This is a genomic window from Oceanicaulis sp. UBA2681 (assembly GCF_002354675.1).
Classification (GTDB): domain Bacteria; phylum Pseudomonadota; class Alphaproteobacteria; order Caulobacterales; family Maricaulaceae; genus Oceanicaulis; species Oceanicaulis alexandrii.
In genome coordinates, this window is sequence record NZ_DEMB01000010.1 from 269247 (window position 1) to 292340 (window position 23094).

At 62.4% G+C, this 23094-nt stretch carries 18 protein-coding genes; 16 read left to right on the forward strand and 2 right to left on the reverse strand.

The window, feature by feature from the left end:
- The first annotated feature begins 188 nt into the window (after positions 1-188).
- A complete protein-coding gene (locus B3M53_RS08015) occupies positions 189-2522 on the forward strand; it encodes a TonB-dependent receptor (RefSeq protein ID WP_286800045.1) in 2334 nt (777 codons plus the stop codon).
- 135 nt (positions 2523-2657) lie between these two features.
- Complete coding sequence (locus B3M53_RS08020; protein ID WP_022702138.1) at positions 2658-4025, forward strand: spinster family MFS transporter; 1368 nt, start codon at positions 2658-2660, stop codon at positions 4023-4025.
- Between the two features lie 80 nt (positions 4026-4105).
- Here the strand turns inward: B3M53_RS08020 and B3M53_RS08025 are convergent, their stop codons facing one another.
- Entirely contained in the window at positions 4106-4648 is a 543-nt protein-coding gene (locus B3M53_RS08025; protein ID WP_022702139.1) for a DJ-1/PfpI family protein, read from the reverse strand.
- A 331-nt stretch (positions 4649-4979) separates the two neighbouring features.
- Here B3M53_RS08025 and B3M53_RS08030 point away from each other — a divergent pair, with 331 nt between their 5' ends.
- The 9 genes from B3M53_RS08030 (at position 4980) to hisIE (ending at position 11871) form a co-directional block, all read left to right on the forward strand.
- The gene (locus tag B3M53_RS08030; RefSeq protein WP_022702140.1) at positions 4980-5405 is read left to right on the forward strand and encodes a group III truncated hemoglobin; all 426 of its coding nucleotides are present in this window, start codon (positions 4980-4982) and stop codon (positions 5403-5405) included.
- 72 nt (positions 5406-5477) lie between these two features.
- Positions 5478-5798: a YerC/YecD family TrpR-related protein gene (locus B3M53_RS08035; RefSeq protein WP_273020604.1), complete on the forward strand. Its 321-nt coding sequence runs from the start codon at positions 5478-5480 to the stop codon at positions 5796-5798.
- Positions 5795-6682, forward strand: a complete 888-nt coding sequence (gene hisG, locus B3M53_RS08040; RefSeq protein WP_273020606.1) for an ATP phosphoribosyltransferase — start codon at positions 5795-5797, stop codon at positions 6680-6682. The genes B3M53_RS08035 and hisG overlap by 4 nt, the downstream gene beginning before the upstream one ends.
- A gap of 1 nt (position 6683) precedes the next feature.
- Entirely contained in the window at positions 6684-7988 is a 1305-nt protein-coding gene (hisD, locus tag B3M53_RS08045) for a histidinol dehydrogenase (protein ID WP_273020607.1), read from the forward strand.
- A complete protein-coding gene (hisB, locus tag B3M53_RS08050) occupies positions 7985-9181 on the forward strand; it encodes an imidazoleglycerol-phosphate dehydratase HisB (RefSeq protein ID WP_273020609.1) in 1197 nt (398 codons plus the stop codon). Before hisD ends, hisB begins: the two co-directional genes overlap by 4 nt.
- Positions 9178-9780 (forward strand): imidazole glycerol phosphate synthase subunit HisH, encoded by a 603-nt coding sequence (hisH, locus tag B3M53_RS08055; protein WP_414690714.1) that lies wholly within the window; start codon positions 9178-9180, stop codon positions 9778-9780. Before hisB ends, hisH begins: the two co-directional genes overlap by 4 nt.
- Positions 9777-10502 (forward strand): 1-(5-phosphoribosyl)-5-[(5-phosphoribosylamino)methylideneamino]imidazole-4-carboxamide isomerase, encoded by a 726-nt coding sequence (gene hisA, locus B3M53_RS08060; RefSeq protein WP_273020613.1) that lies wholly within the window; start codon positions 9777-9779, stop codon positions 10500-10502. The genes hisH and hisA overlap by 4 nt, the downstream gene beginning before the upstream one ends.
- Positions 10496-11263 (forward strand): imidazole glycerol phosphate synthase subunit HisF, encoded by a 768-nt coding sequence (gene hisF / locus B3M53_RS08065; RefSeq protein WP_022702147.1) that lies wholly within the window; start codon positions 10496-10498, stop codon positions 11261-11263. The genes hisA and hisF overlap by 7 nt, the downstream gene beginning before the upstream one ends.
- The gene (gene hisIE / locus B3M53_RS08070) at positions 11260-11871 is read left to right on the forward strand and encodes a bifunctional phosphoribosyl-AMP cyclohydrolase/phosphoribosyl-ATP diphosphatase HisIE (protein WP_273020616.1); all 612 of its coding nucleotides are present in this window, start codon (positions 11260-11262) and stop codon (positions 11869-11871) included. The genes hisF and hisIE overlap by 4 nt, the downstream gene beginning before the upstream one ends.
- A gap of 55 nt (positions 11872-11926) precedes the next feature.
- On the opposite strand, the gene B3M53_RS08075 is transcribed toward hisIE, so the two are convergent.
- Positions 11927-14515 carry a M14 family zinc carboxypeptidase gene (locus B3M53_RS08075; RefSeq protein ID WP_273020618.1) on the reverse strand — a complete coding sequence of 863 codons (2589 nt, stop codon included), beginning with the start codon at positions 14513-14515 and terminating at the stop codon, positions 11927-11929.
- A gap of 153 nt (positions 14516-14668) precedes the next feature.
- Between B3M53_RS08075 and B3M53_RS08080 the strand changes: the two genes are divergently transcribed.
- From B3M53_RS08080 to B3M53_RS08100, 5 genes are all read left to right on the forward strand, one after another.
- Entirely contained in the window at positions 14669-16714 is a 2046-nt protein-coding gene (locus B3M53_RS08080; protein WP_273020620.1) for a TonB-dependent receptor, read from the forward strand.
- Positions 16715-16909: 195 nt separating this feature from the next.
- Complete coding sequence (locus B3M53_RS08085) at positions 16910-18481, forward strand: methyl-accepting chemotaxis protein (protein WP_286800048.1); 1572 nt, start codon at positions 16910-16912, stop codon at positions 18479-18481.
- Between the two features lie 63 nt (positions 18482-18544).
- Positions 18545-20191 carry a thiamine pyrophosphate-dependent enzyme gene (locus B3M53_RS08090; protein WP_273020624.1) on the forward strand — a complete coding sequence of 549 codons (1647 nt, stop codon included), beginning with the start codon at positions 18545-18547 and terminating at the stop codon, positions 20189-20191.
- Between the two features lie 41 nt (positions 20192-20232).
- Positions 20233-21438, forward strand: a complete 1206-nt coding sequence (locus B3M53_RS08095; protein WP_022702153.1) for a glycine C-acetyltransferase — start codon at positions 20233-20235, stop codon at positions 21436-21438.
- 87 nt (positions 21439-21525) lie between these two features.
- Positions 21526-22944: an amidohydrolase family protein gene (locus B3M53_RS08100; protein ID WP_273020626.1), complete on the forward strand. Its 1419-nt coding sequence runs from the start codon at positions 21526-21528 to the stop codon at positions 22942-22944.
- The last annotated feature ends 150 nt before the right edge of the window (positions 22945-23094 follow it).

The window sequence follows — 23094 nt, forward strand, 5'->3', positions numbered from 1 at the left end:
GCGCTCTTTTAGAGCCCGGAGCCTAGGATTGACCAGACTTTGCCTGTCTCCGGGCCTGTGTCTGGGAAGCCTCAGCCGTCCTGTTTGTTATGACCGAAGTCCTAATCCTTCTTGACTTTTCATTCAACGTTGAATTTACCTCATGCAAAAGCTCATAGAGGCTTCTGTTCACAGGGAGGGATAACCCCATGACTATGACACGCACCGTATTGAGTGCGGCCGCATTGCTCGCTTCTGCGTCCGCCCTGCCTTTCGCCGCCACGGCCATCGCCCAGGAAGCCGGCGCTTCTGACAATCCGATCCGCGACGTGGTTACGGTCACGGCGCGGCGCCGCGAGGAAACCCTGACCGATGTGCCGGTCTCCGTCACCGCCTTCTCGGGTGAACAGCTGGACGCGCTTGGCGCTCAGGACATCACCGCTGTGGGTCAAGTCACCCCCAACGTGACCCTGGAAGTGTCGCGCGGCACGAACACCACCCTCAGCGCCTTCATCCGCGGCGTGGGTCAGCAAGACCCTGTGGCAGGGTTTGAGTCCGGCGTCGGCCTCTATCTTGATGACGTCTATCTGAACCGCCCTCAGGCGTCGGTTCTGGACATCTACGACGTGGAACGCATCGAGGTTCTGCGTGGCCCGCAAGGCACGCTTTACGGCCGCAATACCATTGGCGGCGCCGTCAAATACGTCACGCGCGGCCTGTCCGACGAACCGACCGCCAGCGTGCGCGTCAATGTGGGCAGCTATAACCAGCTCGACGTCATCGCTTCCGCCTCCACCCCGCTCACCGACACGGTGCGCGTCGGCGGCGCCGTGGCGCGCCTGTCGCGCGAAGGGTATGGCGACAATCTCTACAACGGCATCGATAACTACAATAAATCGGTCTGGGCTGGCCGTGTGTCGGCCGAGTTTGATCTCACCGAAAACTTCCAGGTCCGCGTCGCGGCCGATTACACCGATGACGCGTCCAATGCGCGTCAGGGTCACCGCCTGATCCCTGATCAATTCCCGGCCTTCACCTATCCGGTGCTGGACGACGAGTTTGATACGCGCGCCGGTCTCGACTTCCCCGAGCAGTCTGTTGAAGCCTATGGCGGCTCGGTAACGGCGGAATGGATGGTCAACGACTCCATCACGCTCAAATCGATCACCGCGTATCGGGAAGATGAAAGCACCTCGCCGATCGATTTTGATTCGCTGCCTGAAGCAGACCTGGACGTGCCGGCGATCTATGCGAACGACCAGTTTTCCCAGGAATTGCAGATGTTGTTCTCCGGCGAGCGCGTGAACGGCGTGATCGGCGCATATTATCTGGATGCGAACGCTTCGACGGGCTTTGACGTGATCCTGGCCACCACGGGCGCCATCATTGGCCTGCCGGGCCTGAACGCTCAGACGTTTGGTGATGTGTCGACGGAAACCTGGTCGTTCTTTGCAGACTTCACCTATGACCTGACTGACACGCTCGAGCTGTCCCTGGGCGCCCGCTACACCGAAGACCAGCGCTCTTCCGTGGTGCGCCGCACCACTTTCATAGGCGGCGCGTCCGACCTGTTCGGCGGCAGCGCGATTCCGATTGCGGTGACGTCTGACTTCAACGGCACGGCGGATTTTGACGACTTCTCCCCGCGCGCCTCTCTGGCCTGGTCCTTCGCAGACGGCCAGAACGTCTATGCGACCTATTCCCAGGGCTTCAAGGGCGGCGGCTTCGACCCGCGCGGTCAGACCAGCGCTGCGCCGGATCTTGACGGCGACGGTTCCGTCTCCAGCGGCGAAGTCTTCCAGTTCATGCAGTTCGACCCTGAAGAAGTGGATAGCTACGAGCTGGGCTGGAAAGCGGATTGGGGCAATGGCTGGCGTCACTCCCTGGCCGTGTTCCAGATGGATTACACCGATGTGCAAGTCCCCGGTTCGGTCGGTGTGGACACCGATGGCGACGGCGTGGCCGACACCTTCACCGGCGTCACCACCAATGCCGGCGAAGCGACCCTGCGCGGCGTGGAGTTCGAACTCTCAGGCGGCTGGGAAACCAACGCCTTTGTGGACGGCGATTATATGAGCGTGAACGCGACCGTGGGTCTGCTGGACGGCGAGTATGATCAGTTCATCAACGCCTTTGGTCAGGACATCTCTGACCAGGCGTCAATTCAGAACACGCCGGACACGACCGCGTCTCTGTCGCTGGGCTACAGCATGCCGGTTTACTCTGGTGAGCTGAACCTTCTGAGCACGGTCTCCTATCGCAGCGACTCCCAGCAGTTCGAGCTGGCGAGCCCGCTGATTGATCAGGACGCCTACACATTGTGGAACGCCAGCGCCGTCTGGACGTCAGATGAGGGCACATGGTCTGCGGGCCTGTACGGCCGCAACCTGACGGACGAGCGTTACAAGGTCGCCGGATACGACTTCGTTGACTATTCCAGCAATAGCGGCCCGTTTGTTCCGACCCTGGGCCTAGAAGGCACGCTGACCGCCTTCTACGGCGATCCGCGCACAGTGACCGCCTCGGTCACCTACCGCTACTAATCGCGTCTGATCAGAAAGCGCCGTCAACCTCTCCGGGTTGGCGGCGTTTTTTCTTTGCAAAGTGATGGTTTACGCCTTCAGTATGCAAGGGTGCGACCCGGCGTGCAGACACTGAGAAAAGACCAGGGGAGAGATATGACCACTCAGACCGAGACGGAGACGGGCCTGCCAGAGACCCCGCCCAGCGCGAAATATAGCGCCTGGGTCCTGGCCATGCTCTTTATCGTTTACGCGTTCAATTTCTTGGACCGTCAGATCATTTCCATTCTGGCCATTCCGATCCAGGAGGAGCTGGGTTTGTCGGACCGCCAGCTCGGTCTTCTGGGCGGCATAGCTTTTGCGCTCTTGTACTCCACGCTAGGGGTGCCGATCGCCTGGCTGGCTGACCGCACCAAGCGCACCTGGATCATCACGATTTCTCTGTCCGTCTGGTCCGGATTCACGGCGTTGTGCGGCCTCGCTACAAACTTTACCCAGCTGTTCCTGGCCCGTGTCGGGGTTGGCGTGGGCGAAGCGGGCGGCGTGGCGCCGTCCTATTCGCTGATCGCCGATTATTTCCCGCCGCAAAGCCGGGCTAGGGCGCTCGCCATCTATTCGCTGGGCATCCCCATCGGCTCCGCCTTCGGCGTGATCGCGGGCGCGCAGATCGCCGGCGGCGCCATGGGCGATAATCTCGATTGGCGGGCGGCCTTCATTATCGTGGGCATTCTGGGTCTGCTGATCGCCCCTTTGTTCAAACTTACCGTGCGCGAGCCCAAGCGGGGCGGCCTGGACGCGCCGCAACGGCCAGCGGTTGAGGCCGAGCTGGCTGAAAACGTCGCCGCTGCTGGCGAGCCTGTCAAAGCGCCTGAGAAGCCCGGCATCTTCAAGGTGTTGGCCATTCTGTCGAAAAAGCCCAGTTTCTGGTTCCTCACCCTCGGCGCGTCGTGCAGCTCGATGATGGGCTATGGCGTCTTCTTCTGGGTCCCGAGCTTTTTCGCGCGCAGTTTTCAGCTCGACATCATCACCACAGGCTGGCTGTTCGGCGCGATCCTGTTCGTCGGCGGCAGTCTGGGGATCATCCTGGGCGGCGTTCTGGGCGATCTGATGGGCAAGGGCTCCAAGCGCATGTACGCGATCGTGCCGGCGGTGGCGTTCTTCGTCACCTATCCCTTCTATGTCGCCGGAGTGCTGGCCCCGTCAGCGCTGTTGGCTGTGTTGCTGTTCATGATCCCGACCGGTCTGGGCCTGGCCTGGCTTGGCCCGACGCTCTCGGCCTTCCAGCATCTGGTCCCGCCCAACATGCGGTCGATGGCTTCAGCGATCTTCCTGCTCATCAACAATCTGCTCGGAATTGGCGTAGGCGTGTATGCGCTTGGTGAGTTGTCCACGCTGCTGACCCCGAGCTTCGGCGAGGAAGCCTTGCGCTATTCGATCATGATCGGCGCGACGCTGTATCTCGTGGCTGGCGGGCTGTTCCTCATCGCGGCTCGCACCATCGTCCGGGATTGGGAAGAGGCTTAGGCTTCACCGGACGCCCTAAAACGAAAAACGCCCCGGCCGACGGCCGGGGCGTTTGCGTATCCAGGGTAGCGCCTGAACGATCAGGCGGCGGCGGCTGTCATCGACATCGCCTTGATGAACAGGCTGCGGGCGTCCGATCGTGCATCTTCACCGTCAGCAGCGAACAGGTCGCCTTTCAGCGCCAGAACGGCGTCCGAGTCCGGAGTGGTGGTCTCCGCGATGTCCGCGACCAAAGCCACGGCTTCGCCAAGAGCGCAAACCGGGGCGCCGGCGCGCAGGAAGTCTGCGATCAGAAGGCGCGCATCCTGGTCATTGCGCAGCCGTTCAACGCTGGCGGCGCCTGCCGGAATGACAAGGCCAGTGAACGCGCTGGCGGTCTTTTCACCCGGCTGGGCGTCGACCACGAAATTCATTTCGTCGCCACCTTCAGGGCGACCTGTGATCAAGCCTTTCTTGGGGCTGATCATAACGGTCCGGTATCCAGCGCGCTCGGCCGAACCGGCGATATCGGTCAGATCACCGGCGTCAAATCCGTCAACCGCGAGGACCGCGATGTCACCGGACGCGCCCAGGTGCGTAAGATCGATTCGATTTTGACGTGCATTCGGTTTGGAAAAAGCCACATGTCCTCCTGCCGCTGCCAGCGGCTCTAAATGATCGAAATAGGGATTGCTAATAATACATAGGAATGTGTGCGTGCTGGTCAAGCTTATACGCAGAAAAGGCTGTGAAATTAAAAAATCAATAATCCTGAAGTGCGGGCCTAAATACAGATTTTGAATTTACAGATGATCGTCCATTGGACTTGGCGCTACTTTTACGGGCGATTTTTCAATCCTTATTTATTTCAAGAATTAAACGTGTGCTCCCGCGCCATCAGGACGATTGGACGCGCTTTGCGCGCTTGTTTAAGCGTGCGGAGGCATGCAGGACAAAGGCTCCGGAAGGATCGCCATGACCGAACCCATCATTCGCACCGCCTCCGCCCGTCAGGCCGACATTGCTCGCCAGGCCGAAAGCATGGGCGTGGACGAGGCGTTCATTTCCGACCTGGTTGACGCATTTTATGCGCGGGTTCAGGCGGATGAGGATCTTGGTCCAGTGTTTGAAGCCGCCATAGGTGATGACTGGACAGGGCACCTGAAGACGATGAAGCAGTTCTGGGCGTCCATCGCGCTCAATGCGGGCACATATGGCGGGCGGCCGATCCCGGCCCACCACAAGCATCTGGACAAGATCCGACCTGACCACTTCTCGATCTGGCTGTCTTTGTTCCGTCAAACCCTGGAAGAGCGGGCGCCAAGCCCGGAAGCGGCGGCATTTTTCTATCAGCGCGCGGAGCGCATAGGCTTGAATTTTCAGAGTATTCTCTTCAAATAGCGGACACTGCATCCGCACCATTGTTTTATCACGCTAACACGCTATAACGTCCTTCTGAGTTGGAGGCGAGCGATGGCTGATCCCATGCCTGAAACCCGCGTTGGCGGCCCCGAGGACGTCAGCGCCTTATGCGAGGCGCTTTTGACCTTGCGAGATGGCGAGGAAATGCGCCGGTTTCTGCGCGACCTGACGACGCCAGGCGAGATGCAGGCGTTGGCGGAACGCTGGCGTGTGGCGCGTCTGTTGTCGGAGGGGAAGAAATCCTACCGCGAAATCAGCGCGGATACCGGCGTCAGCACCACCACGGTCACGCGCGTGGCGCGCTTTCTCAGTCAGGAAGATCATCAGGGATACCGGCTCGTGCTGGACCGTTTGAAGGAACAAGGCCAATGAATGAGAACCGTTTGACCCTGGCTGTTCAGAAAAAGGGACGTTTGGCCGAGGGCGGGCTGGACCTGCTCAAGCGCGCCGGCGTGAAGCTGGCCTATGGCCGGGACGATTTGCTGCGCCGCTCTGAAAACCAGCCCATCGACCTGATGCTCATCCGCGATGACGACATCCCCAGCTTTGTCGCGTCCGGCGCGTGCGATTACGGCATTGTGGGCGAGAATGTTCTGTATGAAGCGCAGAACAAGACGGCCCGCATGGCGGATCTCGAGATCGCGCTGAAGCTGGGTTTCGCCCGGTGCACGCTGAAGCTGGCGGCTCCCAAAGATGGTGCGATCACCAAGGCGGCCGACCTTGAGGGCAAGACGGTCGCCACCAGTTACCCGGCCTTGACGGCGGCCTATCTTCGGGAACGCGGCGTCAACGCGGAGATCGTCGAAATGGGCGGCAGCGTGGAAGTCGCGCCGCGCATGGGCGTCGCAGATGCGATCTGCGATCTGGTCTCCACGGGGGCCACCCTTGAAGCCAACGGCCTGGCCGCGTTTGAGACGGTTCTGGAAAGCGAAGCGGTTCTGGTGCGCCGCAAGGGCGCGCAGAAGGACGGCGTCACCGAGACCGCCGAGCGCCTGATTGAACGTTTCAAGGGCGTTATCGCGTCTCGCCAGACCAAGTACATCCTTCTGAATGCGCCCAAGGACAGGCTGGAGGAGGTTCGAGCCATCCTGCCGGGCACCGATGCGCCAACCGTGGCGCCTGTGGTCGGACGCGATGATGTGGTCGCGGTTCATGCCGTCTGCACAGAGGCCGTGTTCTGGTCCACGCTCGAGCAGCTCAAGGCTGCGGGCGCTCGCTCCATCCTGGTTATGCCGATTGAAAAGATGATGGCCTGACATGCTGACCCGGATCGATTGGAAAACGTCTGACGCGCAGACGCGTCAGCGGCTGTTCGAGCGGCCCTCGCTCGGCTCTGACGCGGTCGCTGTGGCCCAGGACATTCTGGACGCTGTGCGCGCACGCGGTGAAGCCGCAGTGCGGGACTACGCCCTCTCGCTGGACGATTGGGCGCCTGAAGCGGGGTTCCGAGTTCCTGACAGCGAGCTGGCCGAGGCGGAGCAAGCGCTGGCGGCAGAAGACCGTGACGCCATTCTGGCGGCGGCTGAGGCTGTGCGCGCGTTTCACGCCGAGCAGGGCTATCGCGACTACCAGATTGAAACCTGGCCCGGGGCGCTCGCCAGCCGTCGGGCGACGCCGATCGATGTGGCGGGGCTATATGTGCCGGCGGGCACGGCGCCTTTGGTCTCCACCTTGATCATGCTGGCGGTGCCTGCGCAACTCGCAGGCGTGCCGCGCATCGCGGTCATCGCGCCGCCGCGCAAGGGGCAGGGCGTCGAGCCGACAGTGCTGGCCGCGGCCAAGCTGCTTGGGGTTGATGAAGTCTACGCCATTGGCGGCGCGCACGGCGTGGCGGCGCTTGGGCTCGGGGTGGCCGGACTGCCGAAAGCGGACAAGATTTTCGGTCCGGGCAATGCCTATGTGGCCGCCGCAAAGGCGCTGTTGTCGCAAAGCCCGAACGGGGCCGCGGCGGATTTGCCGGCGGGGCCGAGCGAAGTCATGGTGGTGGCCGATGACGCCGCCGACCCCGAGCTTGTGGCCATCGACCTGCTCAGCCAGGCCGAGCACGACCGCATGGCGCAAGTGGTTCTGGTCGCGTTTTCTGAAGAGTTCGCCGTTCAGGTGGAAGGGCAAATCGATGCCTTGCTCAAACAGCTGCCGCGAGCGGACACGGCGCGGGCGGCGCTGGCCAATTCTCGCGCGGTTATCGTCGCGTCAGAAGACGAAGCGGTTGAGGCGGCAAACGCCTACGCCAGTGAACACCTGATCGTTCAGACCCGAGATCCACGCGCCTTCTCGGATCGTATACGTCACGCCGGATCGATTTTTCTGGGGCCGTGGACGCCCGAGGCGGCGGGTGATTACGCCGCAGGGCCAAACCACGCCTTGCCGACCGCCGGCGCAGCGCGCGCCTATGGCGGCGTGACGGTTGAGATGTTTCAGAAGACGACGACGCTTCTGGAGCTGAGTGAAGAGAGCCTTGAGTCCATCGCGCCCGTGGTCGAACGGCTGGCGGCGCTTGAAGGGCTGGACGCGCACCGCCTCGCCATGGCGTTGCGTCGAAATAGAAAGACGAAGCCATGAGCGGCGTATTTGATCTCTCCAAACGTCCTGAAGACATGCGCGCCATGGGTGAAGCTCAATTGCTTGAACGCTTGGCGAGCCTTCTGGAAATCCCGGCCGCGAACCTGTCTCTGGCCTCCAGCACGGATGAAGCGCGCCAGGCGGTCTGGAGCAGTGATCTGACGCTCGTCAACGATTTTGGCGCGGACGGGGTGATCGCTCTGGATGAGCCGGCGCAGCCCGGTCTGACCTTGTACCGGATCGGCGGCCTGCAGACGCCTGTCACGGTCTTGTCGGCCATGGATGAAGAGCAGGCGGCGCTGTTGCGCACCAAGCTCAATGCGGTGCCGTGTTGTCTGCTCGAAGAGGGTATGCGCCAGCTTAGCCCTGGCGCCCGTCTCGCCGCCCGCAAGGATCGCGAGGAACGAGACGTCATTCTGACCGATATCGGCCAGGCTTTGGCTGAAGAACTGGGCGAAGTGGCTCAGGTCACGGCGCGGGGGCTGGTGTATGAGCACACCAATCTCAAGACCCTGAGCCGACTGGGTCTGGTTCTGGCGGAAGATGGCGAAGGCCTGGTGGGCCATGTGCGTGACGCGCAGACGGCGCGCGAATTGCGCGATTTTCTGGGTCTGCGCAGTCAGCGTCGCACAGCCACGGTTCGACGCGTCACCAAGGAAACCTCGATCACGCTGAGCGTGAATCTGGATCAGGAGGGCGCCCGCATCGACACCGGTCTCGCCTTTTTCGATCACATGCTTGAGCAAGTGGCCCGCCATGGCGGCCTGGCGCTGGACGTGTCGTGTGAAGGCGATCTGGATGTGGATTCCCACCACACCATCGAGGATGTGTGCCTGGCGCTCGGCGAGGGCCTGAGAGAGGCGCTCGGCGACAAGCGTGGGATCGGACGCTTCGGGTTTGAAGTGCCGATGGACGAAACCCGCGCGGGCGTCTGGATCGACCTCTCCGGGCGGCCTTATGCGGTGTTTGAGGGCGAGATTCCCGGCGAACGGGTTGGCGACTTCCCGGTTGAAATGTGTTCGCACGCCTTTCGCTCCATCGCGGAAAGCCTGAAAGCGGCGCTGCATGTGAAAGTGGAGGGTGAAAACGCCCACCACATGATTGAAAGCTGTTTCAAGGCCTTTGGCCGCGCCTTGCGTATGGCGTCCCGGATTGAGGGCGACGCTTTGCCATCCACCAAGGGTGTTCTGTGATGACCACGGCGATTATCGACACCTCGACCGCCAATATCGCCTCGGTTCGATATGCGCTGGAGCGTCTGGATGCGCGCTATCGCCTGACGGAAACGCCGGACGAAGCGCAGGATTGCGATCGTATCATCCTGCCGGGCGTGGGCGCGGCGGGACCGGCCATGAAGCGCTTGCGCGAAACCGGCTGGGCGAAAGCGCTGCAGACCGATCAAAGGCCTCTGCTGGGGGTGTGTTTGGGCATGCAGCTCTTGTTTGAGTATTCGGTCGAAAGCGAGTGCGAGCTGTTGGGGCTGATCCCGGGGCGCATCGAGCGCCTGGATCCGGGCGCTGAGGGCCCGTGGCCGCATATGGGCTGGAACACCTTGAGCCAAAACAGCGCCGACGAGCCTTTGCTCGCAGGCGTCGATGAGGGCGCGCACGTCTATTTCGTCCATGGCTTTTACGCGCCTGTCGGCGCGCACACGGTCGCGTCCACCCAATACGGGCCTGAGATCACCGCCATCGCCCGCAAGGGCCATGTGGCCGGTTGTCAGTTCCACCCCGAGCGTTCGGCCAAAACCGGCGCGCAAATCCTGACCAATTTCATAAAGGGCGCGGCATGATCGTTTATCCCGCCATCGATGTTCTGGACGGCCGCGTGGTGCGGCTGGCCAAGGGCGATTTCGACGCTGTGACCGAGTATGGCGACAACCCCGTGGCCGTCGCCGAGCAGTTCAAATCCGCCGGCGCGGACTGGTTGCATCTGGTGGACCTGTCCGGCGCGCGTGACGGCGCGCGGCGTCAGCAGGATCTGGTGCGCGCCATCGCGGATGTGGGCCTAAAGGTTCAGACCGGCGGCGGCGTGCGGTCGCGTGAAGACGTGGACGCGATCCTCAACGCCGGGGCCAGCCGCGCGGTGATAGGCAGTCTCGCCGTCAGCGATCCGCAGACCGTGATCGGCTGGATTGCGGAATACGGCGCCGAACAGATCGCCGCGGCGTTTGACGTGAAGATCGCAGAGAACGGCGTCGCCTATCCCACCCTCAAGGGCTGGACCGAGCAGTCAGTCACGCCGCTTGCCGATCTTCTGTCTGAATACCGGCTGGCGGGGCTGAGCCACGCTCTGGCGACCGATGTGTCGCGCGACGGCATGCTCGAAGGCCCCAATCTCGAGCTTTATGAAGACCTGGCGCAGATCCGGCCTGACATGAACTGGCAGGCGTCGGGCGGGGTTTCGTCGCTGGATGATCTCCGCGCGCTCAAGGCGAACAAGCTGTCTGGCGTGATCATCGGGCGGGCCCTGTTTGAGGGCCGCTTCACGCTGGAGGAGGCGCTGGCATGCTAGCGCGACGTATTATTCCCTGCCTGGATGTGCGCGATGGCCGCGTGGTGAAGGGCGTGAAATTCCAGAACCATGAAGATGTGGGCGGGATCGAGGAGCTGGCGCGTCGCTATGCCCAGGAAGGCGCTGACGAGCTGGTCTTCTACGATATCAGCGCCAGTCCGTCGGGCCGCACGGTGGAGCCGGAATGGGTGGGCCGCGTGGCGCGTCAGATCGACATTCCGTTCTGTGTCGCAGGCGGCATCCGCTCGCTTGAACATGCGCGGGCGCGTCTGTTTGGCGGCGCGGACAAGATCTCCATCAACACCCCGGCGCTGGAAAACCCCGATCTGATTGACGCGCTGGCGACGGAGTTCGGTTCGCAATGCGTGGTGGTCGGCATCGACAGCAGGGTGATCGACGGCGAGTGGCGCTGCCACAAGAATACTGGCGATCCGTCCAAGACCTCCACCGAGCACCGCAAGACGCTGGACTGGATCCGCGAAGTCGTAGACCGCGGCGCAGGCGAGATCGTGCTCAATTGCATGGATCAGGACGGCGTGCGCGAAGGCTATGACATCGATCAGCTCGCCGCTGCGCGTGAGGTGTGCCCGGTCCCTCTGATCGCGTCAGGTGGTGCGGGCGCACGCGAGCATTTCCGTGACGTCTTCCAGCAGGCGAATGTTGACGGCGCCCTGGCGGCGAGCGTCTTTCATAAAGCCGTCATCGCCATTCCGGAACTCAAGTCCTGGCTGTCGAGCGAAGGTGTGGAGATGCGCGTATGAGCCTGTTTCAGATCGACTGGAAAAAGGGCGGAGGGCTCGCTCCCGCCATCGTGCAGCACGCCGACACCGGCGAAGTGCTGATGCTGGGCTATATGAACGCCAAGGCGCTCGACGAGACCCAGACCCGGGGCCTCGTCACTTTCTGGTCGCGCTCCAAGGAGCGGCTCTGGACCAAGGGTGAAAGCTCGGGCAACACCTTGTCACTGGTCTCGGTGGCGACCGATTGCGATTCAGACGCCATTCTGGTGCGCGCGCGCCCGGCCGGTCCGACCTGTCACACCGGCAGCCATAGCTGTTTTGGCGAGACGCCGGGCCCGGAGATCGGCTTTCTGGGGCAGCTCCAGCACGTGATCGACACGCGCGCCGAGGACGACCCCGAAGACAGCTATACCGCCAAACTCCTGTCCAAGGGCGTTTTGAAATGCGCGCAGAAAGTGGGCGAGGAGGGGGTTGAGACTGCGCTCGCCGCCGCCGCCGAGGATGACGACGCGCTTCTGGGCGAAGCCGCCGACTTGATCTTCCACCTGATGGTGACGCTGAAAGCGCGCGGCCTGTCGCTGGCGGATGTCACGGCGCTGCTGGCGCAAAGGCACGCGGCAAAGGGGTAGTCGTGAGCAGTAGAGTGAAAAAAGGCCCGGTCTTTCGACCGGGCCTTTTCATGTCTTAGTCGCTGGTGCGGCGCGAGGGGTTTCGGAAATCGTTTCCGAAGAAGATCGCGTTCATCATCAGCTTGGCCGGTCCGCGGAAATAGGCGCGGTAATACGGATCATCCGCAAAGAGGATGACCGAGCCCGAGCCGCGGCGTTCGGCGAAGACGGCGCCGGTTCCCGACAGGGCGCGGCGGACTTCCTCTGAGGCGTAGCCGCTCAGCAGCGGATCGTCAGCGCCGTAGCGCACGGGCAGGGCGAGAGGGTTGTCGCCGCCCGCAAACGCCATGCTGCCAATCCGATGGCTGGGCAGCTGGGCGTCGCGATACCCAAAGGCGAGCGGGTGAGTGGTGTCGATCCGGGTTTGGAAAATCGCGCCCGAAATCTCGATCTCTGCATCCCAGACTGCGAGGGCGTCATAATTGTCAGGCCGAGCGGCGTCCGCTTCAGGCGTTTCCAGCTCGGCGATCGCAGCGCTTGTCAGCTCCTGCTCGATGACCCAGCGGGCCGCGCCGCGTGTTGCGATCAGCGTGCCGCCGTCGCGGACCCAGGCGCCCAGGGTTTCCGGCATGTCATCGCCCATCCGGTTCAGACGACCATGGGGCAGGATGATATGGGTGTAGCGGCTGAGATCGGCGCCGCCGAGTTCGGACTGGTCGATCATGCTGACAGGCATGTGCATGTCATGATCGAGCAGATGCCACAGCTCGCCCGCATCGCCCATGCTGATTCCGCGACCCGTGACCAGGAGCACTTCAGGCTGCTCCACATTGCTCAGTTGAAAACCGCCCAGGTCCGACCCGCGCGACGTGCTGCTGGATGTGACGGCGTGGACCTTCACGCCGTCTTCTTCAGCAGCCCGCACAAGCAGGGCGTGGATCTCCTCGGCGCTGACCGGTTGACGGCTCAGCTCGATCATAAGCGAGCCACGGTCCAGTTCGGTTTCACCGGCGGTCGTCTGAACGCTGATCTCATCGGGAATGACGCGGGCTCGCACGCCGGCGTCCAACAAACGATAGAGCGCGCGGGGAGCGTAATAGCTGTCCCACTCCATCACATAGCCGATGGCGCTGACGTCCGGCGCGGCTTCGGCCATGTCAAAGCCTGTGACGCGCTCGCCGACGATCTGGCTGCGGTACTGGCCACCGCGCAATTCGGCGTAATCGAGGTCATAGGCGAGCGGCTGGGTCCAGCCCGACACGTCATAGAACTCGACCTTGTCCTCGATCACGCGGGTTTCAAACAGGCCGCGCACCAGTCGGTATTGCTGTTGGCGCAGGGGAATGAGGAAGGCTTCGCCCGGCTCGAAATCCTGGCCCTGATGGGTGAAGGGCTGCGCCAGCTCGTAGACCTCCAGACGGTGGGTTTCCAGCATCTGCAGGAAATCGGCCAGACGTCCACGATCAGCCGAGCCGAACACATAGCCGCGCACCGGGTCTGAATTCGCCATCTGGCGGCTTTCATTGAAGAAGTCACGCATGTGCGCGTGCAGGGCGTCGCGGTTGGCGTAGGCGGACTGGATCAGGGCGACGGCCGTGCGCGCTTGCTGGGCGATTTTGTCGTCATAGCGCTGGATGCCGTATTCGGTTTCCTGAATAAGGCCGCGCACCGAGCTCTGTTCAAACAGATAGGGGATGGAGCCGATCAGGCCCGGATAGCTCGAACCATATCCCAGATAGAAGTCGTCAAAGACCTCTTCGCTGACATAGACCTCGCCGGCCTCGTCAAAGTGCGCGTTGATCGACTGGTTCATCGTCAGATTGAGATCAAAGCCTGCCGGGCTCAGCAGCGGGTGAAAGCCCTCACGGGGGCCTGGCGAAATGAAGAAGGTGGAGTTTGACCCCATCTCGTGCAGGTCGGCCGCCACATTGGGGCGCCAGTCCTGGGTGGTGCTCACCAGCGCGCGCGATTCAGGCTGGGTGACAGGCAGCCATTGGCGGTTGAGGTCGAACCAGTAATGGTTGGTGCGCCCCCAGGGCCATTCATAGAAATGTTCCCGGCTTTGCGGATCGGCCACAGCCGCATTGGCGTGGTGCATGTTGGTCCACTGGGCGAAACGGTTCGCGCCGTCTGGATTGATCATGACGATTTGCTGGACGACGGTTTCGTTCAGCAGGGCCTCGATCTCGGCGCCTTGCGCGGCGGCCAGATGATAGAGGATCAAAGGCGCAGAATCGTAGCCTGAGGACTCAGAGCCATGAACGCCATGAGTGAGCTGCACGATCACCGGGTGTTCCGCCGGGGCGGCGACGCCCTCGTCGCCGAGACGCAGCTGGGTCGCGCGGATGTCTTCAAGCCGGGCCTGGTTGGCGGGAGATGTGGTGGTCACGCGCAGGATGGGACGGCCGAAATGGCTGTGCCCGATGGTCTCGACGCTGACCCGGTCAGAGGCGTCGGCGATCGCGCGGATATAGGCGGCGTGCATCTCCGGGGTGAAAATGATCTCGCCGGACTGATAGCCCAGCACACTCTCAGGTGTTGGAATGGCGGCGTCGTATCGAACGTCGAAGTCCAGCAGATCAGCGATCGGTTTCGGATCATAGGCCGAAGCGGCTCCCGCCGTGGGCAAAGCCAGGGCCAGAGACAGTGCAAGCGCGCGCAGCATTAAAACAGCTCCCCAAATTGTTGTTAATTTGTAACGGTAAGCAGGCCGACGCTCCGGTCAAGCATGTCTGGATGACATCGCCGCTCTATGTTTGTAATCCCGCCCGATAGATATGCGTCTTGAACGCGAAATAACGCCTGAGGAAATGCTCTGATGTCTCGCTTGTTCCGCCATGTTTTGCTCAGCTCCGCCACCGGGTTTCTGAGCCTGTGCGGCGGCGGTCATGCTGCATCCGCACAGGATGCGCCCGCTGTGCGAGACGTTGTTGTGGTGACGGGGGCGCGTGCGGAAACCCTGCGCCGTCAGAGCACGCTGGCCACCGCAATTCTGGAGGCTGAGGCTCTTGATCGGGTGGGCGCGCATCATGTCAGCGAGGCGCTCAATCGTTTGCCCGGCGTCAATATCAATCGCGGCAATGGCGCGGAGCACCTGACGGCGATCCGGTCTCCGGTGTTCACAGGCGGGCAGGGCGCAGGCAGCTTTCTGTACCTTGAAGACGGCGTGCCGCTGCGCGCCGCCGGTTTCGCCAATATCAACGGCCTGTTTGAAGGCGCTGACGGGCTTGCGGACCGGATCGAGGTGGTGCGGGGGCCGGGTTCTGCGGCTTATGGCTCGAACGCCCTGCATGGCCTCGTGAACATCATCACGCCTGATCCGCTGGACGCGGAGCGCTCGGTCCAGCTGGAAGCCGGCTCATATGGCCGGGCGGCGGCACGGTTGAATCTGGCGGGCGAGACCAGGTTTGGCACAGGGTGGCTGGGGGTGAACCTGCGTCATGAAGACGGCTGGCGCGAGGATGCGTCGCTGGATCGGCGCGTGCTTCAGGCCCGACTGGACGGGCAGATGGGGCAGACTGATTGGTCCTTGCGCCTCTCCGGCGTCGATCTGGAGCAGGAAACCGCGACCTATGTGGGCGGATTCGAGGCTTACAAGGATGAAGCTGCGTCTCGTCGCAACGCTGACCCGGAAGCGTTCCGCAACGCCTACGCCCTGCGCGCCGCGCTGCATCTGAACCATCCGATCACCGGGACGCTCAGCGCCCAGGCGGCCCTGTTCGCGCGCAGCAATGACATGCAGTTCCGCATGCATTTCCTGCCTTCGGAAGCGCTGGAGACCAGCGGCCATGACTCGCTGGGCTTTCAGTCCGCACTGGTCTGGACGCTGGAAGACAGCGTCATCCGGGTGGGGCTGGATACGGACTTCACCGAGGGCGCGCTCAGAGAGTTCCAGACCCGCCCGACGGTGGGGCCGTTCGTTCAGGGGCTTCATTATGACTACACGGTGCAATCGCGTACCGTCGCCGGCTTCGCCATGGGCGAACATCAGCTGACGTCCAGATTGAGGCTCGACGCCGGATTGCGGTGGGAGAACACCCGGTACACGTATTCAAACCTGGCGCCTGAGGGTCAGGTCGGGCGCTATTTGCGGCTGCCCGATCGCGATGACAGCTTTGACACGCTGGCGCCGCATGCAGGTTGGGTCTTGGACGTGACGGACTCCCTGTCGCTGTTCGGTCGAGTCGCACGCGGGGTGCGCGCCCCCCAGACCGCCGAGCTTTATCGGTTGCAACCGGGGCAAAGCGTTGAAGGGATCGAGCCTGAAACGCTGGATAGCGCGGAAACGGGTCTGCGCCTTGATCTTGGGGGCGCGGCGCAGCTGGAGCTGACCGGCTATGTCATGCGCAAGGACAATGTGATCTTGCGCGACGCCGACGGCTTGACGGTCACTGGCGCGAAGACGCGCCATCAAGGTGTGGAGCTTGAAGGCGGCTGGTCGATCACTGACACGCTGATGCTCTCAGGCGCGGTTAGCTGGGCCGTTCATGAATATGATTTCAATGGCGGGGCCGGAGCGGGCTCTGAACGCATCCAGAAGGGCGCGCGCATCGACACGGCGCCAGAATGGCTGTCCAGTCTTCGCCTGCTCTGGCGTCCGGCGGAAACGGTTCAAGTGGAAACCGAATGGGCGCATGTGGGCGAATACTTCGCCGATGCAGGAAACACCGCCATTTATGACGGCCATGATCTGTTTCACATGCGTCTTTCCAAAGACATTCAGGACCAGATCCGGATCAGCCTTTCGGTGCGGAACCTTCTCGATGAACGCTACGCGGAACGGGCTGACTTTGCATTTGGGCGCTATCGCTATTTCCCCGGGGAGGGACGGACCATCAGCGTCAGTGCTGGGTGGTCTTTCTAAGCAGTTTTCAACAAGAATTTTCGCATAACCATGCATTAAGAGACTCACGGGCACCTATGGAGAGTTCTCCAATTCAGGGTGGCCTCCATGTTCAAGAATGCATCAATAGGTCAAAAACTGTATTTGGCAGGTGGCGCGCTGGCCGTAATGCTGGTGTTGCTGACGGTCGTCAGTGCATTTCAAGTGCGGCGCGCTATGCTTCAGGAGGTCGATCAGGGGCTCTCTGAGATCGTCGAGATCGCCACAAGCACGATCAGTTCTTATCACGCCAGAGTAGAAGCGGGCGAGATGACGCAGGAAGCGGCTCAGGCTGCTGCGATGCGGGCGCTCAGCGACATGCGCTTTGAAGGCGACAATTATTTCTTCGTCATTGATTTTGATCACCAGATGATCATGCACGCAGTGCGCCCCCAGCTGAATGGGCAGTCCGTATACAATACGCAGGACCCCAACGGGCTGTTCCTGTTTCGTGAGATGACCCAGGTGGCGCGCGCCGAAGGACAGGGTTTTGTGGATTACGGCTGGCCTCGCGCCGGCTCTGACATTCCTGAGCCCAAACGCAGTTATGTGATGTTGTTTGAGCCTTGGGGGCTGATCACTGGCGCCGGCGTTTATTATGACGATGTTCAGGCCAGCATCTGGTCGATCATCAGAGTGATGGCGCTTGGCAATGGTGTTGTGATCGCCATCCTGTTTGCAGGAGCATTCGTGCTCAACCGATCCATCCAGGGGCCTGTCGCGCGCCTGAGTGGAGCAGTGGAGCGTCTGGCCAAAGGTGATACGGCGGCGGAATTGCCTGAGCCCTACGGCCGGGAAGTCTCCACATTGACCGCGTCTGTGAAAGTTCTTCAGGTTTCCGCGCGTGAGCGCGAACGCCTGGAGGCGGAAGCGCATGCCGCTCAGGAGGCGCAACTCAAGCGCGCCGAGCAGATCGAAGCGCTGGTGTCGGAGTTTGACCAAAGCGCGTCACAGGCCATCTCCGCGTTTGAAGCCGCGGGTGAGCAGCTCCGTGCGTCGTCCCAGGGAATGAAGGCCAACGCTGGCGCCACCGCGGATGGCGCTCGCACTCTGGACGGGGCCGCCCAGACTTCGGCGGAGAGCGTCGAGGTGGTCGCCGCCGCCGCAGAAGAGCTGACCGCCGCGATCAGCGAGATCAATCAGCAATCCTTGCGCTCGTCTGAAGTGTCCAAATCCGCGGTCGAGCAGGCGGAATCGACACGTCAGGACGTACAGAAACTGGCGGACGCCGCCCAGAAGATCGACGGCATTGTCCAGCTGATCGCCGGCGTGACCGAGCAGACCAATCTTCTGGCGCTGAACGCCACCATCGAGGCCGCACGCGCCGGTGAGGCGGGCAAGGGGTTTGCGGTTGTGGCCAGCGAAGTGAAAGCGCTGGCCGAGCAGACCGCCCATGCGACCGAGAGCATCGCTTCGGAGATCAAAGGCATTCAGACCGCGACGGATGCGTCAGTGAGCGCCATTGAGAAGATTGCGACCGTCATTGGCGAGACCTATGAAATCGCCACCGCGATCTCCGCCGCCATGGAAGAGCAGCGGGCCGCTGCCGCTGAAATCTCAAGTTCAGCGCAAAACGCCGCCGCCGCCACCGGCGAAGTGCGCACTGAAGTGAGCCAGGCCCAGCAGCGTGCGGATCAGGCGAACAAGGGCGCCAGCGATCTTGATCAGGCGAGCGTGGCTGTCGCTAGTGAGTCGCAAGGTTTGAAGGCGACCATCGAGCGCTTTCTCTCTGGCGTTCGCGCCGCCTGACGCTTGCCAGGCGCCGCCGGTGCGCGTTAGCAGATCGGGTCCACTCTTGCGGAGAACCCGATCATGCCTTCACGCACTGGCGCCCAGCACCTTATCGCCGCTTTGTCCGCCAATGGCGTTGAGCGAATTTATGGTGTTCCTGGAGAGAGTTATCTGGCGGCCCTTGATGCATTGGTTGAAGTGGATATTCCCTTTATCCAGTGCCGTCACGAAGCCGGGGCCGCCAATATGGCTGAAGCCCATGGCAAGCTGACCGGGCGTCCGGGCATTTGTTTCGTGACGCGGGGGCCCGGCGCCACCCAGGCCGCTGTCGGGGTTCACACGGCGCTTCAGGACTCAACGCCGATGATCTTGCTGGTCGGACAGGTCCGCCGCGAGGATGAAGGGCGTGAGGCGTTTCAGGAGCTCGATTATGCCCAGGCCTTTGCAGGGCTCGCCAAGGCGGCGTTCGAGATCCGTGATCCCGCGCGCGTGCCTGAAATGATGATGCGCGCCTTTGCGCTCGCCATGAACGGGCGTCCGGGGCCCGTGGTTGTCGGTCTGCCTGAAGATATGCTGACCGAGATCGCTGACGCGCCCGAGGCTGCGGCTTTGGTTCCGGCGCGCAGCGAAGTCTCCGCCGAGACAGCGCATGAAATCGCCGCGATGATCGACGCGGCCGAGCGCCCAGTGATGATGGTGGGCGGGCCGGGCTGGCGCGATGAAGACCGTGAGGCGCTGCATGATTTCGCGGTTCGCACCAATTGCCCCATCCTGACAAGTTTCCGTGTCAAGCACCTGTTTGACAATGCTCATTCCCATTATGGCGGTGAGGCTGGCATTGGCGCTTGCCCGGCCGTCGTGACGGCTTTGCGCGAGGCGGACCTGATCGTTGCAGTCGGCCCGCGCCTGGGGGAGATGACCACGCAGAGCTATGATCTGTTCGACGTTCCCGAAGGCGTGGCGGATCGTCTGGTTCACATTCATCCGGGCGGGGAAGAGCTGGGCCGTGTGTATCGCCCGAAACTGGCCGTGACCGCCCAGGCCGGTCCTGCGCTGAGTGCGATCAACGCCGCGGCCAAGTCAGACAATGCGGCCTCTCGCGCGGACTGGGTCAAGCAATGCCGCGCCGCCTATGATGCCTGGATCGAACCGGTTGAGGTGACGGGTGATGTGAACCCGTCGATCATCTGGCGCGAAACGTCAGAGAGGTTCGGCGGTCAGGCGATCATGACCAATGGCGCGGGCAATTTTGCGGCCTGGCTGCATCGCTACTGGGTGCACCGGTGCTGCCCCAGCCAGCTCGCGCCGACTTCGGGCGCCATGGGCTATGGCCTGCCGGCTGCGATCGCCGCGAAGCTGCATTGCCCGGATCGTCCGGTGATCGCGGTGTGCGGGGATGGTGATTTCATGATGGCGGCGCCCGAGCTGGCGACGGCCGTCCAGCATGGCGCGAACATCGTGGTGTGTGTCTTTGACAATGGCGCTTATGGCACAATTCGCATGCACCAGGAGCGCGCCTATCCGGGCCGGGTCAGCGGCACCGATCTCTCTAATCCTGATTTCAAACTGATGGCGAAAGCATGCGGCTGCGCGGGCTATTTCGTCGACAAGACCGAAGACTTCTCTGGCACTCTGGAACAGGCTTTGAACGCGGGCAAGCCCGCCCTGATCCATGTCAAACAGAGCCTGGCTGACATTGCGCCGGGCAAGACGCTCACACTGAGCTAAGTCAGACCTATCCGTTTCCGACCTTCAGGGAGTCCACCCTCATGTCCCAGAGCTTTTATGACCGCCTGACCGAAACCCTCGCCGAGATCGATGCGGACGGGCTGTACAAGCGCGAGCGCACCATCACCTCGCAGCAATATTCCGAGATCGACGTGCGCGGGACTGATGGGACCGAGCGCCATGTGCTGAATTTCTGCGCCAACAACTATCTCGGCCTCGCCAACCGGCCCGAGCTGATTGACGCCGCCAAGACTGCGCTGGATCGCTATGGCTATGGCGTGGCGTCGGTGCGCTTCATCTGCGGCGCGCAGGAGGTCCACAAAGAGCTTGAAGCGGCCATCGCTGACTTCACCGGTCAGGAAGACGCCATTCTCTACGCGGCGGCGTTTGACGCCAATGGCGGCCTGTTCGAACCGCTTCTGGGCCCGGAAGACGCGATCATCTCCGACGCGCTGAACCACGCCTCGATCATTGACGGCGTGCGTCTGTGCAAAGCCAAGCGCTATCGCTACGCCAATTCGGACATGAATGACCTGGAAGCCCAGCTCAAACAGGCCCGCAAGGATGGCGCGCGCACGATTCTGATCGTGACGGACGGCGTGTTCTCCATGGACGGCTATATCGCGGATCTGAAGTCCATTTGCGATCTGGCGGACAAGTATGACGCCCTGACCATGGTCGATGATTGCCACGCCCATGGCTTCATGGGCGCGAAGGGCCGCGGCACCCACGAGCATTGCGGCGTCATGGGGCGGATCGACATCATCACCGGCACGCTGGGTAAGGCGCTCGGCGGCGCCATGGGCGGCTTCACGGCGGCGAAAAAGCCCGTGATCGACATTCTGCGCCAGCGCTCGCGCCCCTATCTGTTCTCCAACTCGCTGGCCCCGGCCATCGCGGGCGCCAGCCTGAAAGCGCTGGAGATGGTGCGCGAGGGCGATGATCTGCGCGCCCGGCTGTTTGACAACGCCAAGCGCTTCCGCGCCGGCATGACCGACGCCGGCTTTGATCTGCTGCCGGGTGAACACCCGATCATTCCGGTGATGCTGGGCGACGCCGCCCTGAGCCAGAAAATGGCTGACAAGCTGATGGAGGAGGGCGTTTACGTGATCGGCTTCTTCTATCCGGTGGTGCCCAAGGGCAAGGCCCGCATCCGCACCCAGATGAGCGCTGCGCATACGCCCGAGATGATCGATCGCGCCGTCGCCGCCTTTACCAAGGTCGGCAAGGAGCTGGGTGTTGTCTGACCGAAATTTAAGCCAGTCCTGACATGGATCAGGGTTCAAGGTTGATTTGACATGATGTAAAGACCCGACAGTCTGGGAGTTTGCATCATGTCTTTTACCTCACTCGCGTTCACCGTAATGGCTGCTCTGGCGGCGGCCTCGACGGACGATCTCGTCATACGCAACGTCACCCTCGCCAGTCCGGAACAGGACGCAGCGCTTGAAGGGCGATGGGTGCGCATCACAGACGGCCGGATCGTCGAGGTCAGCGCCAATCCCATAGAGGTTCATGAAGGCGACACCGTGCTGGACGGGGAGGGCCGGTTCCTCGCCCCCGGTCTGACCGACAGCCATCACCATGTCTCCTTCGTGCCGGGCATGGGCGCTGCAGGCATGCCCCCTGCAACCGATCATCCTGATCTGGTCGCGGCCTATATGACGCAGCAGCCGCGCAGCCTGCTCTATCACGGCGTGACGCAAGTGCTCGATCCGGCCCCGCTGACAGGCTGGGAGGGTTTCACCGATCAGCCCCAACATCCTGATCTGCTGCGCTGTGGCGAAGTTCCCGGACCGCATGACGGCTATCCGGTCAATCAGCGCTCCGGCGATCATCCTGAAAGCGCCTATCCCTATGACATCACTGCGCCGGACGAGGCGGCGCCCGTAATCGCGCGCATGCAGGCGGACGGCGCGGTCTGTGTGAAAATCTATCTGGAAGACGGATTCGGCGCGGCCAGTGACTGGCCGCTGATGAGCGATGAAACCCTGGACGCGATCAAGGCCGAAGCCCAAGCGCGCAACATCCCGGTTCTGGTCCACGCCAACGCCATCGACATGTATCAGATCGCGCTCGATCACGGCGTGGGCGTCATGGCGCACGGTCTCTGGAACTGGCAATGGCCCGAGGGCGAACCGCCCGTAGTGGAGACGCTGGATCGGGTGATCGAGAGTGAGACCGGATATATGCCCACCTTGCGCGTGATGGCGGGGCTGGCGGATCATGTGCGCCCCGGAACGCTCGATAATCCCGATCTCGCGCCGGTCACGCCTGCCTCCCTGATGACGTTCTATCGTGAGGGTGGGGCGGACTGGTTCGCTGATGAGCTGGCGTCTGATTTTCCCGCTGATATGCCCAGAGACGAGATCGCCGACATCTTCGGCTTCGGCGTGCAGCGCGGCCAACGCGCGCTCGCCTATCTGCACGGTGAGGGCCATCCCGTGATGCTGGCGAGCGACTGTCCTGGCAGTCCGACCGCCATCAATCAGCCCGGTCTGTGCACGCTGCTTGAGATGGAGGCGATGGCGGAAGCGGGGATGAGCGCGGTGGAGATATTCCGTTCAGGCACGCTCACGATCGCGGCTCAGTTCGGTCTCGAGGCGGAGTATGGCCGGATCACGCCGGGCTATGTCGCCAATCTGGTCCTGCTGGGCTCAGACCCCTTTGACAGCGTCGCCGCCTGGCGAGACATAGAGACGGTGGTCCTGCGCGGCGAGGTGATCTCACGCGACAGCTTGCAGGCGCGCTAAACGGGGAGGGGCGAGGCGGCGCCAAAGCGTCTTAGGCGCCGCTCGTGCCGCGCCCGCATCCCGCTTGGCTGGTATCGGAGTGAGCGCAGCGCGCCAGTAAACTCGTGCGCTGGACGCTTTGCGGGGTGAACCGGGTTTCACATGCTTTTG